Genomic DNA, 13,137 nt, shown 5'->3' on the forward strand with positions numbered 1-13,137 from the left:
ATGACGCATCCGACCGACGCCGTCCGACCGTCAACCGACACCGCCCGGCTTTCGACCGACACCGCCCGACGTTCAACCGACACCGCCCGACTTTCGACCGACACCGTCCGACGTTCGACTGACACCGTCCAGCTGTGGTCCGCGACCAAGCAGTACGGATCGGGGGCGCAGACCGTCACCGCGCTGAACAACGTCACCACCACCTTCGCTCGCGGCACCTTCACCGCGGTGATGGGTCCCTCCGGGTCCGGCAAGTCCACGCTGCTGCACTGCGCGGCGGGCCTCGACCGGGTCACCGAAGGCAAGGTGATCATCGACGACACCGATCTGAGCGACCTCGACGAGACCGCGCTCACGCTGCTGCGGCGTGATCGTGTCGGATTCGTCTTCCAGGCGTTCAACCTCGTCTCGGCCCTCACCGCCGAACAGAACGTCGCCCTGCCGCTGCGCCTCGCCGGACGCAAGCCCGACCGCCAGGACCTGATCGCGGCCCTCACCGAAGTGGGCCTCGGACACCGCGGCCCCCACCGTCCCAGCGAGCTCTCCGGCGGCGAGCAGCAGCGCGTGGCCATCGCCCGTGCCCTCATCACCCGGCCCGCCGTGCTCTTCGCCGACGAACCCACCGGCGCTCTGGACACCAAGACGTCCCGTGACGTCCTGGCGCTGCTGCGTGACATCGTCGACCGCCACCGGCAGACGGTGGTCATGGTCACCCACGATCCGGCCGCCGCCACCTACGCGGACCGGGTGCTGCTGCTCGCCGACGGCCGGATCGTGGACGAACTGCACGGCCGCAACACCATCGAGACGATCGCCGCCCGCATGGCCGCCCTGGAGTCCGTGACATGCTGAGCCTCGCGACCATCCGCCGGCGCTGGGTGTCCTTCACCGGCACCTTCACCGCCCTGTGCCTCGGCGTGACCATCCTCTGCATGACCGCGCTGGTGCTCACCTCCGCCCGTGCCGAGGCGCCCGAGCGGTACGCCGGCACCCAGGTGCTGGTGCAGAGCCCGGGAGCCGACCAGTCGGACGGCAACTTCACCGAGAACCTGCCCTGGTCGCCCGAGCGGACCGACGAGCTGGTCGACCAGCTGGACGCCGTGCCGGGCGTCGCCGCGGCGGTGCCCGACCGGTCCTTCTACGCCCAGGCCGTGGTCGGCGGCAAGCCCGTCGACGACCCGGGCGGGGAGCTGCGCGGCCACCCCTGGGCCAGTGCCGCGCTGGCACCCGACGAGCTGGCGTCGGGCCGCGCTCCGCGGGCGGACGACGAGGTCGTCCTCCCCGGCTCCCTGGGACTGGCCCCCGGCGCCGCCGTGACCCTGCTCACCGCCGCGGGACCCGCGCCCTACACGGTGTCCGGCACGGTCGCGTCCGACGCCTTCTACCTCACGGACGCCGCCGCCGGCCCCCTGGCCGGCGGAGTACGGGTCATCGGCCTGGTCACCGAGCGGGGCGCCGACGCCGCCGCGGTGGCGAGCGCGGCGCAGAAGATCGTGGGCGAGGGCGACCGGGTGGTCTCCGGCGGCAGCCTGAAGGAACTGGAGGCCAAGACCGCGGCGAAGACCCGCTGGATCGGTATGCAGATCCTGATCGCCATGGCCGGGCTGACCGCGTTCGTCTCCCTCTTCGTGGTCGCCTCGACGTTCGCGTTCAGCATCGTGCAGCGGCGCCGGGAGTTCGGCCTGCTGCGCACCATCGGCGCCACTCCGCGGCAGATCCGCCGCATGATGTACGGCGAGGCGCTCGGCGTGGGCGTCGTGGCGGCGGCGGCCGGTCTGGTCCTCGGCTCCCTGCTCGCCCCGGTGCTCGGCGGGCTCCTGGTGGACGGCGGCCTGGAGCCGCCCGGCTTCACCGTACGCATGCAGGTCCTGCCGCTGATCGGTTCCTTCGCCCTCGGGCTGCTGGTGGCCCTGCTCGGCGTCTGGGCGGCGTCCCGGCGAGCGGCCCGGATCGCCCCGCTGGAGGCACTGCGCGAGGCGGCGCTGGAGAAGCGGCCGATGACGCGCGGCCGGTGGATCGGCGCGATCGGTTTCACCGCCCTCGGGCTGATCCTGGTCGTGGTCGCGGCCGGCAGCTCCTCGGACGAGATGATCAACAACGCGCTGTACGCCGCGATGGCCCTGATCCTCGGCCTGACGCTGTTCGCCCCCGCGGTCATCCCGCTGGTGGTCAAGGCCGTCTGGAGGCCGCTCGGCCGGCTCCGCGGGGCCACGAGCATGGTCGCGAGGGAGAGCTCGCTGACGGCGGTGCGACGTACCGCGTCGACGGCGGCGCCGGTGCTGGTCACCGTGGGCTTCGCCGTGCTGATCGCCGGGATGTTCCAGATCAAGGCGAGCGGATACGCGCTGGAGGAGACGGTCCGGCAGGGCGCGACGTCGGTGGTCACCCCGAAGGGGACCCCGGGGCTCTCGGACGCCGCGGTCGCCACCGTCCCCGGCGGGGCGTCACTGCTGCCCACCGAGCTCTACGTGGGGGGCACCGACCACATCGGCGCGATGGGCGTGAGCGAGGGTGCCTTCGAGAAGGCGCGCGAGAAGATGACCGTCAAGTCCGGTTCGCTGGAGGCGTTCCAGGGCGGGAACACCATGATCGTGCGGTCCTCGACCACGGCCTGGCTCGGCTGGACCGCCGGCAGCACCGTGGACGTCACGTTCGAGGACGGCAGGACCGAGCGGATCAAGGTGGTCGCGGAGATCACGGACGACTCGTCCACGGCCAGTGTGCTCCTCCCCCGGGACACGGTCCGGGCGCACGCGCCCTCCGCGCTCACCCAGGTCGTGTACGCGAGCGGCCCCGGCCGGCCGGAACCGGCGGCCGGACTCGGAGCGGAGTCCCTGACCACATCCGCGTACGCGGCCCGTACGGACGCCGAGGACGACCGTCTGGTACGGATCTTTCTGACGATCCTGATCGGGATGTCACTCGGCTACACCTGCCTCGCCATCGCCAACACCCTGATGATGGCGACCGCCGACCGCTCCGGGGACTTCGCGGTACTGCGCCTGTCCGGCGCGACGCGGCGTCAGGTGCTGCGGATCGTGACCGCCGAGTCGGCGCTCTCCGTGGGCATCGGCGCCGGGCTCGGACTGCTCATCGCACTGGTCACCCTGCTCGGCATCCGATCGGGCCTCTCCTCTCAGCTCGGCACCCAGGTGAACCTCAACCTCCCCTGGCCCACCATCCTGCTCACGGTCGCCCTGTGCCTGGCCCTGGCCCTCGCCTCCAGCGTCCTGCCGGCCCGGATGGCCCTGCGCAGGACGGGTGCCCGGGCCTCCGCAACCCACCCATGACGACCACCCGGGACCGGCGAAGAAGGGGCAGGTCAGCGGCCCTTGTCGGCGGGCTCCAGAATCGCCACGCACTCCACGTGATGCGTCATCGGGAACAGGTCGAACGCCCTCAGCGTCCGGACCCGGTAGCCCGATTCCTGGAAGTAGCCGAGGTCGCGGGCGAGGGCGGCCGGGTCGCAGGCGACGTAGGCGATGCGGCGGGCGCCGAGGCCGGCGAGGTGGCGGACGGTCTGCTTGCCGGCGCCGGCGCGCGGGGGGTCCAGGACGATGAGGTCGACCTCGGTGATGCCGGTGCGCGGGAGGACGGACTCGACCTTGCCCTGCTCGATGCGGACGCGCGGGAAGTCGGCGAGGTTGTGGCGGGCGTCCTCCACCGCGCGCTTGCCGGACTCGATGCCGAGGACGGCGCCCTGGTCGCCGACCCGGTCCGCGAGGGCGCCGGCGAAGAGGCCGACACCGCAGTACAGGTCGAGGGCGGTGTCGCCCTTGCGCGGGAGGAGGCCCTGCATGACGGCCTTCATGAGGGTGTCGGCGGCCTTCGGGTGGACCTGCCAGAAGCCGCCGCTGCCGACGCGGTGGGTGCGCTCGTCGGCGCGCTCGCGGACGAAGGCGCGGCCGTGGACGCGGTGGACTCCGCCGTCCTTCTCGTCGACGCGCATCACGGAGACGGGCTTGTCGAGCTCGACGAGCGGGAGGCGGGCGCCGGGGCGCGGGGTGAGGATGACCTGGCGGTCGTGCGAGCCGGAGGCGGCGATCGCCTCGACGGTGGCCATGCCCTCCCAGGTGCGGGCCTCGATGCCCAGCTCGGAGACGCCCTGGGCCGCGATCATGCAGTGGTCGATGACCTCGACCTCGTGCGAGCGGTGCTTGCGCAGTCCGGCGTGGCCCTCGGCGTCGACGGCGTACTGGACGCGGGTGCGCCACTGCGGGACCTCGCCGGCCGGCAGCTTGTCGCCCTCCGCCGGGACGACCGTGCCGTCCCAGCCGGCCTCCTCCGGGGTGAGGCCCGCGAGCCGCTGGAGCTGCTCGGCGATGACCTCGCCCTTGAGGCGGCGCTGGGCGCCCGGCTTGGCGTGCTGCCAGTCGCAGCCGCCGCACTTGCCGGGGCCGGCGAAGGGGCACGGGGCCTCGATGCGGTCCTTGGACGCGTCCAGGATGTCGACGGCGTCGGCGCGCAGGAAGCGGCTGCTCTCGTCGCCCTCGGTGACGCGGGCCGTGACGCGCTCGCCCGGCAGGGCGTGCCGGACGAAGAGGACCCGGCCCTCCTCCGTACGCGCGATGCAGTGGCCGCCGTGCGCCACCGGGCCGACCTCGACCTCGTACTCCTCCCCGATCAGTGACGTCACAGGGGTGTTCTGCATGATCGGGGGCTCCGTAGCGAAGAAGAGAGATGGGCCGCTGTTCGCACAGCAGCCCACCAGTCTAGTTGCACTTCGCCGGACACTCTCCGCTAGTCGCTCTTCGCGGCCGGTTCCTTCCTGGTCTTCTCGACCGGGCCCCGGCGCACCGAGCCCGGCGCGTTCCAGTCCTGCCGCTTCCGTGCCCGCTTCTTCGCGGCCTCGGAGGACTGGAGCTGGTACGGGACGGAGGTCACCATGACGCCCGGGGTGAAGAGGAGCCGGCCCTTGAGGCGGAGCGCGGACTGGTTGTGCAGCAGGTGCTCGTACCAGTGGCCGACGACGTACTCGGGGATGTAGACCGAGACGGCGTCGCGCGGGCTCTCCTTGCGGAGGTTCTTCACGTACTCGATGACCGGCCGGGTGATCTCGCGGTAGGGCGAGTCGAGGATCTTCAGCGGCACGTTGATGCCGCGCCGCTCCCATTCCTCCTTGAGCGCCTTGGTCTCCGCCGGGTCGACGTTGACGGTGAGCGCCTCCAGTTCGCTGGCGTGGAGGAGCTTCGCGTAGGCGAGGGCCCGGAGGGTGGGCTTGTGGAGCTTGGAGACGAGGACGATCGAGCGGACCCGGGAGGGGCGGACGTACTCGTCGGGGCGCTGCTCGGCGGCGGCGATCTCCGCGGAGACGGAGTCGTAGTGGCGGCGGATCGCGGTCATCGTCACGTAGAAGATCACCATGCCGAGCAGGGCGACCCAGGCGCCGTGGGTGAACTTGGTGGCGAGGACGACGACGAGGACGAGGCCGGTGAAGAAGGCGCCGAAGGCGTTGATCGCGCGGGAGCGGATCATGTGGCGGCGCTTGGCGGGGTCCTTCTGGGTCTTCAGGTGCCGGTTCCAGTGCCGCACCATGCCGATCTGGCTGAGCGTGAAGGAGACGAAGACGCCGACGATGTACAGCTGGATGAGGCGGGTGGAGTCCGCTCCGTAGAGCCAGACGAGGAGGGCGGCGGCGCCGGCGAGGAGCACGATGCCGTTGGAGAAGGCGAGGCGGTCGCCGCGGGTGTGGAGCTGGCGCGGCAGGTAGCGGTCCTGGGCGAGGATCGAGCCGAGGAGCGGGAAGCCGTTGTACGCCGTGTTGGCGGCCAGGAAGAGGACGAGCGCGGTGGCGGCGGCGAGGAGGACGAAGAAGAACGTCCCGTCGCCGAAGACGGCGGCCGCGACCTGCGAGATGACCGGGTCCTGGACATAGCCCTCGCCGACCGGGACGCCGTTGAGGAGCAGGTCCTCGGCGGGCTTCTCCGCCATCCGGACGTCGGTCGCCCCGGCGAGGAAGATGATGCCGCAGAACATGGTGACGGCGAGGCCGCCCATGAGCGCGAGGGTGGTGGCGGCGTTCTTCGACTTCGGCTTGCGGAAGGCGGGGACGCCGTTGGAGATCGCCTCGACGCCGGTGAGGGCGGCGCAGCCGCTGGAGAAGGCGCGCAGCAGCAGGAAGACCAGCGCGAAGCCGGCGAGTCCCGGGTGCTCGGGCTTGATCTCGAAGTCGGCGGTGGGCGCCTTCATGGTGTCGTCGAGGACGAGACCGCGCCAGGCGCCCCAGGCGATCATGCAGAAGACGCCGAAGACGAAGACGTACGTCGGGATCGCGAAGAGGCTGCCCGACTCCTTCACGCCGCGGAGGTTCATCACGGTGAGGAGGACGATCACGCCGACGGCGCAGGCGACCTTGTGCTCGACGACGAAGGGGATCGCGGAGCCGAGGTTCTCGATGCCGGAGGAGATCGACACGGCGACGGTGAGGACGTAGTCGACGAGCAGGGCGCTCGCGACGGTGAGTCCGGCCTTCGGCCCGAGGTTCGTGGTCGCGACCTCGTAGTCGCCGCCGCCGCTCGGGTACGCGTGCACGTTCTGCCGGTACGAGGCGACGACCGTGAACATCAGGACGACGACGGCCAGCGCGATCCACGGGCTGAAGTGATAGGCCGACAGACCGGCGACGGAGAGGACGAGGAGGACCTCGCCCGGTGCGTACGCCACCGAGGACAGCGGGTCGGAGGCGAAGACGGGGAGGGCGACCCGCTTGGGGAGGAGGGTCTCTCCCAGCTTGTCGCTGCGCAGGGCCCGCCCGATCAGGATCCGTTTGGGCACGTCGGTCAGTTTGGACACGCAGAGGATCGTAAGCGTTCGAAAAGAGCCACGCGCACCGGCACCCCCGAACGGCACCGAATCTCCCTGAGTATCACCTCGGATGCGGTCCCGGCCAGCGTTGCCGCTTAAGCTCGGACCGGACAACCCGGCAGGGTGTTGTCCGCCACGGCCCGGGCCGATCGGGCGAGGAAAGTTGTGAGCAGGGTGTTTTCGCAGGTCAGCAAGGCGATCAGGAGTGCGGGGTAGCGGGGACGTGCACATCGTCATCATGGGCTGCGGGCGAGTGGGAGCCGCTCTCGCGCAGACCCTGGAGCAGCAGGGCCACACGGTCGCCGTCGTCGACCAGGACCCGACGGCTTTCCGCCGCCTGGGCTCCGGCTTCGGCGGCCGGCGCGTCACCGGGGTGGGCTTCGACCAGGACACGCTCCGCGAGGCGGGGATCGAGGAGGCCGGTGCCTTCGCCGCGGTGAGCAGCGGCGACAACTCGAACATCATCGCGGCCCGGGTGGCCCGCGAGATGTTCGGCATCGAGAACGTGGCCGCGCGGATCTACGACCCCCGGCGCGCCGAGGTCTACCAGCGCCTGGGCATCCCCACCGTGGCGACGGTCCGCTGGACGGCCGACCAGATGCTGCGCCGGCTGCTTCCCTCGGGCGCGGAGCCGCTGTGGAGCGATCCGAGCGGCGGCGTCCAGCTCGCCGAGGTGCACACCTCCCCGGCGTGGATCGGTCACAAGATCAGCCGGCTCCAGGACGAGACCGGCGTACGGGTCGCCTTCCTCACGCGGCTGGGCGAGGCGGTCATCCCGTCCTCGCAGACGGTGCTCCAGGAGGGGGATCTGGTGCACGTGATGATGCGGACGGACGAGATCGCGAAGGTCGAGGCGGCCTTCGCCGAGGGTCCCGAGGAGGGCGGTCACTGATGCGTGTCGCGATTGCGGGCGCGGGCGCGGTGGGCCGTTCCATCGCGGGCGAGCTCCTGGAGAACGGCCACGAGGTCCTGCTGGTCGACAAGGCGCCGACCGCCATCTCGGTGGAGCGGGTGCCGCAGGCGGAGTGGCTGCTGGCCGACGCCTGTGAGATCACCTCGCTGGACGAGGCGGCGCTCCAGCGCTGCAACGTGGTCATCGCGGCCACCGGTGACGACAAGGTGAACCTGGTCGTCTCGCTGCTGGCGAAGACCGAGTACGGCGTGCCGCGGGTCGTCGCCCGGGTGAACAACCCGAAGAACGAGTGGCTCTTCACCGAGGCGTGGGGCGTGGACGTGGCCGTCTCGACCCCGCGTCTGATGTCGGCCCTGGTGGAGGAGGCGGTGAGCGTCGGCGACCTGGTCCGGCTGCTCCGCTTCAGCCACGGCGACGCCAACCTGGTGGAGCTGACGCTGCCGCCGGAGTCGGCGGTGGCCGGTACGCAGGTGGGCGACGTCGACTGGCCGCAGGACACCTCCCTGGTGACGATCATCCGCGGTTCGCGGGTGCTGACGCCGAGCCCGGAGGAGACCCTGGAGGCCGGTGACGAGCTGCTGTTCGTGGCGGCGCAGGCGCGCGAGGAGCAGCTGGAGGAGCTGCTCCAGGTGCGCCGGGAGCCGGCGGAGTAGCGCCGCCGTACGGCATACGGAGAAGGGCCCGGGACCTTTGAGGTCCCGGGCCCTTCTCCGTACGTCGGCGCTCTCCTAGGAGGCGTCCTGTCCGCCGGCGGCGCGGGCGGCGGCCTCGCGCTCCTTCTCGGCGGCCTCGCGCTCCTTCTCGGCGGCCTCGCGCTCCTTCTCGGCCTTCTCCTCGGCCTCCATCTCGGCGAAGACGTCGATGGGCGGCGGCGCCTTGGCGAGGAACACCCAGGTGAGGTAGACGGCGAGCAGGAAGGGCGGGATCTTCAGGGCGACGAGGACCCAGCCGAGCTGGGTGGTGTCGGCCCACCAGTAGAGCGGGAAGAGGATCGCGCACTTGGCGAGGAGGATCAGGCCCCAGGCCCAGCTGGCCTTGGCGTACGCCTTCTTCCGGCCCGGGTTCCGGGTCCGCCAGGAGAGGTTCTCCTTGAAGACCGGGCCGAGGATGAGGCCGATGAGCGGGACGCCGGCGAGCGTGGTGATGATGTACGCGAGGCCGAGGCCCAGCGTGTAGATCATGCCGGGGAGGTAGAAGTCCTTGGCGTCGCCGGTCATCATCGCGAAGACGACGCCGAAGCCGACGCCGAAGACGCCGCTGAAGGCGTGCTTGACGGTGTCGCGGCGCAGGAGCCGGACGGCGACGAGCGCGAGGGAGATGGCGAGCGCGGCGATGGCCGAGAGCTGCAGGTTCTTGTTGATCGTGTAGATCGTGACGAAGAGCAGTCCGGGCAGGACCGTCTCGACCATGCCCCGGATGCCGCCGAACGCCTCGAAGAGCGCGGCCTCGGTCACCGCCTTGTCGGTCCGGGCGTCCTGGTCCGGGGTCGGCGGTGCGGTGGTCGGCTTGTCGACGGACGTCACCGGCTACTCCTGTCCGAGCGGTCGGAGCTCGTATTTGGGGTTGAAGAGGACCCGCCGGCCGTGGCTCATGGAGATGCGGCCGGAGGCGATCAGCTTGCGGCCCGGTTCGATGCCCACGATGGAGCGCCGGCCCAGCCAGACCACGTCGAGCGGCGCGGTGCCGTCGAAGAGCTCGGCCTCCAGGGCGGGGACACCGGCCCGGGGGCGCAGGGTGACCGTGCGCAAGGTACCAGTCACCTTGACTATCTGGCGGTCGGCGCAGTCGCAGATCCGCGTACAGCCCGAGGCCGCCGAGTCCTCCTGGAGCTCCTCGGACTCCAGGTCCTCCGGCGAGGAGGAGAGCCGGTCGAGCATCCGGCGGAACCGGCCCGCCGGCTTGTCGGTTCGGGGTGCAGCACTCATACCGAAAGCGTACCGGCCGCGGCTCCGGCCGGAAGGTGCCCGGTTCACCGTTCGAAGCGGTACCCCATGCCGGGCTCGGTGACGAAGTGGCGGGGGTGCGAGGGATCGGCCTCCAGCTTGCGGCGCAGCTGCGCCATGTAGACCCGGAGGTAGTTGGTCTCGGTGCCGTACGAGGGTCCCCAGACCTCCTGGAGGAGCTGCTTCTGGCTCACCAGGCGGCCGCCGTTGCGCACCAGGACCTCCAGGAGGTGCCACTCGGTGGGGGTGAGCCGGACGTCCCTGCCGTCGCGGTGCACCTTCTTGGCGGCGAGGTCGACGGTGAAGCCCTCGGTCTCGACCACGACGACGCCGTCCTCGGCGCCGCCGACGGGCTCCGCGCGGCGGACGGCGGCGCGCAGCCGGGCGAGGAGCTCGTCCATGCCGAAGGGCTTGGTGACGTAGTCGTCGGCGCCGGCGTCGAGCGCCTCGACCTTCTCGTCGGAGGTGTGCCGGGCGGAGAGGACGATGATCGGGACCCGGGTCCAGCCGCGCAGTCCCTTGATGACGTCGACGCCGTCGAGGTCGGGCAGGCCGAGGTCGAGGACGACGACGTCGGGGTGGCGTTCGGCGGCGAGCTTGAGGGCGGTGGCGCCGTCGGGGGCGGAGTCGACCTCGTACTTCCGCGCCTTGAGGTTGATCACCAGGGCGCGGACGATCTGCGGCTCGTCGTCGACCACGAGGACCCGGGTCATGTCGGGGGCCTTCCTTCTGCTGTACGGGAGCGGATGCGGGAGCTGGGACGGTGGGCGGTACGTCGGGGCGGTACGTCGGGGCGGTGCGTCGGGGCGGTGCGTCGGGGCGGTGCGTGAGCGGTACGTCGGGGCGGTGCGCGAGCGGTACGTGGGCGGTGCGTGAGCGGCGAGCGGCGGTACGGCTGCGCGGGGCGCGGGCCGCGGGGCTCGGGTTCAGCTCACCACATGGGCCGGGAGGTCCGTGGCGGGCGGCGGGGCTCCTCCGCCGGCGGCCCGCAGGGTGAGGACCATGGTGAGGCCGCCGCCGGGGGTGTCCTCGGCTCCGAGGGTCCCGCCCATGGCCTCGACGAAGCCGCGGGCGACGGCGAGGCCGAGCCCGACGCCGGAGCCGCGCGGGGCGTCGCCGAAGCGCTGGAAGGGCTCGAAGATGCCCTCCTTGGACTCGTCGGGGACCCCGGGGCCCCGGTCCACCACGCGCAGCTCGACGCGGTCGCCCAGCACGCTGGCGGCGACGGTGACGGGAACGCCGTCGGGGCTGTACTTCACGGCGTTCTCGACGATGTTGGCGACGGCCCGCTCCAGCAGGCCCTTGTCGACCTCGACCATGGGCAGGGTCTCGGGGACGTCGGCCTCGGCGCTGCCGTCCGGGACGCCGCCCAGGGCCATGGGGACGACCTCGTCGAGGTCGACGGCGCGGATGAGCGGGGTCACGGTGCCGGTCTGGAGGCGGGACATGTCGAGGAGGTTGCCGACGAGGTGGTCGAGGCGGTCGGCGCCTGCCTCGATGCCTTCGAGGAGTTCGGCCCGGTCCTCCTCCGACCACTCCACGTCGTCGGAGCGGAGCGAGGTGACGGACGCCTTGATGCCGGCCAGCGGGGTGCGCAGGTCGTGGCTGACGGCGGCGAGCAGGGAGGTGCGGATCTTGTTGCCCTCGGCGAGCTTGCGGGCCTCCTCCGCCTCGCCGACCAGCCGCTGCCGGTCCAGGACGACGGCCGCCTGCGCCGCGAAGGCGCCCAGCACCCGCCGGTCCTCGGCCGGCAGGACCCGCCCGCTGAGGGCGAGCGCCAGATGGTCGCCGACGGGCATGTCGACGTCGGCGTCCTCGGGACGGGCGGCGGGGTGGGGGCCCACGGCGGCGGCCCTGGTCCAGGGTTCGGCGCCGTCGGCCCGTTGGAGCAGGGCGACGGACTCCATGGAGAAGGTCTCGCGGACGCGTTCGAGGAGGGCGTCGAGGCTGGTCTCGCCGCGCAGCACGCTGCCGGCCAGGTAGGAGAGCACCTCGGACTCGGCGCGCAGCCGGGCCGCCTGGTGGGTGCGGCGGGCGGCGAGGTCCACGACGGAGGCGACGGCCATGGCGACGCCGAAGAAGACCGCGATGGCGACGATGTTCAGCGGGTCGGCGATGGTGATGCGGTGGATCGGCGGGGTGAAGAACCAGTTGAGCAGCAGCGAGCCGGCGGCGGCCGAGGCGAGCGCCGGCAGGAAGCCGCCGAGCAGCGCCGAGGCGACGGTGAGCGCCAGGAACAGCAGCATGTCGTTGGCGAGCCCGAGGTCCGCGTCGGTGTGGGTGAGGAGCAGGGCGAGCGCGACGGGTCCCGCGACGCCGACGAGCCAGCCGGCGATGAGCCGGGAGCGGCCGAGGCGGGCGCCGCGGGCGACCGGGAGACCCCGGCCCTTGGCGACCTCGCCGTGGGTGACGATGTGGACGTCGAGGTCGGGTCCCGACTCGCGGGCGACGGTCTGGCCGACACCGGGGCCGAGGACGTACTGCCAGGTGCGGCGGCGGCTCGAGCCGAGGACGACCTGGGTGGCGTTGACGCCGCGCGCGAACTCCAGGAGCGCGGTCGGTATGTCGTCGCCGATGACGTGGTGGAAGGTGCCGCCGAGGTCCTCGACGAGGGTCCGCTGGACGGCCAGTTCCTTGGGCGAGGCGGCGGTGAGGCCGTCGCTGCGGGCTATGTAGACGGCGAGGACCTCGCCGCCCGCGCCCTTCTCGGCGAGCCGGGAGGCGCGGCGTATCAGGGTGCGGCCCTCGGGTCCGCCGGTGAGGCCGACGACGATCCGCTCGCGGGCCTGCCAGGTGGAGCGGATGTCGTGCTCGCCGCGGTACTGGCGCAGGTACTCGTCGACCCGGTCGGCGGTCCACAGGAGGGCCAGCTCGCGCAGGGCGGTGAGGTTGCCGGGGCGGAAGTAGTTGGAGAGCGCCGCGTCGACCTTGTCGGGCTTGTAGATGTTGCCGTGGGCCATGCGGCGGCGCAGCGCCTGGGGCGACATGTCGACCAGCTCGATCTGGTCGGCCCGGCGGACGATCTCGTCCGGGACGGTCTCCTTCTGCCGGATCCCGGTGATCGCCTCGACGACGTCGCCGAGCGATTCGAGGTGCTGGATGTTGACGGTCGACACGACGTCGATGCCGGCCGCGAGGAGTTCCTCGACGTCCTGCCAGCGCTTGGCGTTGCGGGAGCCGGGCACGTTGGTGTGCGGCAGTTCGTCGACGAGGGCGACGGCGGGCCGCCGGGCGAGGACGGCGTCCACGTCCATCTCCGTGAACGACGTCCCCCGGTACTCGATCGTCCGGCGCGGGATCGTTTCGAGACCGTGCAGCATGACCTCGGTCCTGGGCCGGTCGTGGTGCTCGACGAACGCGACGACGCAGTCCGTGCCGCGCTCGACGCGGCGGTGTCCCTCCGAGAGCATGGCGTACGTCTTGCCGACGCCCGGCGCGGCTCCCAGGTAGATGCGCAGCTTCCCGCGTCCCATGTAC

Annotated in this window: 10 protein-coding genes; 4 read left to right on the forward strand and 6 right to left on the reverse strand. The window is 71.9% G+C overall.

Features of this window, described 5'->3' with window-relative positions; translation table 11 throughout:
* Both ACIGHB_RS11895 and ACIGHB_RS11900 read left to right on the forward strand, forming a co-directional pair.
* The gene (locus ACIGHB_RS11895; protein WP_399911946.1) at positions 1-852 is read left to right on the forward strand and encodes an ABC transporter ATP-binding protein; all 852 of its coding nucleotides are present in this window, start codon (positions 1-3) and stop codon (positions 850-852) included.
* A complete protein-coding gene (locus ACIGHB_RS11900; RefSeq protein WP_399911949.1) occupies positions 846-3,290 on the forward strand; it encodes an FtsX-like permease family protein in 2,445 nt (814 codons plus the stop codon). Before ACIGHB_RS11895 ends, ACIGHB_RS11900 begins: the two co-directional genes overlap by 7 nt.
* A gap of 32 nt (positions 3,291-3,322) precedes the next feature.
* On the opposite strand, the gene ACIGHB_RS11905 is transcribed toward ACIGHB_RS11900, so the two are convergent.
* Positions 3,323-4,651 (reverse strand): class I SAM-dependent RNA methyltransferase, encoded by a 1,329-nt coding sequence (locus ACIGHB_RS11905; RefSeq protein ID WP_399911952.1) that lies wholly within the window; start codon positions 4,649-4,651, stop codon positions 3,323-3,325.
* 89 nt (positions 4,652-4,740) lie between these two features.
* Positions 4,741-6,792 (reverse strand): APC family permease, encoded by a 2,052-nt coding sequence (locus ACIGHB_RS11910; protein WP_399911955.1) that lies wholly within the window; start codon positions 6,790-6,792, stop codon positions 4,741-4,743.
* A 235-nt stretch (positions 6,793-7,027) separates the two neighbouring features.
* On the opposite strand from ACIGHB_RS11910, the gene ACIGHB_RS11915 reads away from it, so the two are divergent.
* A complete protein-coding gene (locus ACIGHB_RS11915) occupies positions 7,028-7,696 on the forward strand; it encodes a TrkA family potassium uptake protein (protein WP_189852669.1) in 669 nt (222 codons plus the stop codon).
* Positions 7,696-8,370, forward strand: coding sequence for a TrkA family potassium uptake protein (locus tag ACIGHB_RS11920; RefSeq protein ID WP_360320027.1), 675 nt, complete (start codon positions 7,696-7,698; stop codon positions 8,368-8,370). Before ACIGHB_RS11915 ends, ACIGHB_RS11920 begins: the two co-directional genes overlap by 1 nt.
* A gap of 75 nt (positions 8,371-8,445) precedes the next feature.
* On the opposite strand, the gene ACIGHB_RS11925 is transcribed toward ACIGHB_RS11920, so the two are convergent.
* The 4 genes from ACIGHB_RS11925 to ACIGHB_RS11940 all read right to left on the reverse strand — a co-directional run bounded on the left by ACIGHB_RS11925 (position 8,446) and on the right by ACIGHB_RS11940 (position 13,133).
* Positions 8,446-9,240, reverse strand: a complete 795-nt coding sequence (locus ACIGHB_RS11925) for a DUF3159 domain-containing protein (RefSeq protein WP_399911960.1) — start codon at positions 9,238-9,240, stop codon at positions 8,446-8,448.
* A gap of 3 nt (positions 9,241-9,243) precedes the next feature.
* Positions 9,244-9,642 (reverse strand): OB-fold nucleic acid binding domain-containing protein, encoded by a 399-nt coding sequence (locus ACIGHB_RS11930; protein WP_360320021.1) that lies wholly within the window; start codon positions 9,640-9,642, stop codon positions 9,244-9,246.
* Positions 9,643-9,686: 44 nt separating this feature from the next.
* Entirely contained in the window at positions 9,687-10,373 is a 687-nt protein-coding gene (locus ACIGHB_RS11935; RefSeq protein ID WP_360320018.1) for a response regulator, read from the reverse strand.
* Between the two features lie 213 nt (positions 10,374-10,586).
* Positions 10,587-13,133 (reverse strand): ATP-binding protein, encoded by a 2,547-nt coding sequence (locus tag ACIGHB_RS11940; protein ID WP_399911964.1) that lies wholly within the window; start codon positions 13,131-13,133, stop codon positions 10,587-10,589.
* Positions 13,134-13,137 lie beyond the last annotated feature (4 nt).

The organism is Streptomyces sp. NPDC085460 (assembly GCF_044541975.1).
Lineage (GTDB): Bacteria > Actinomycetota > Actinomycetes > Streptomycetales > Streptomycetaceae > Streptomyces.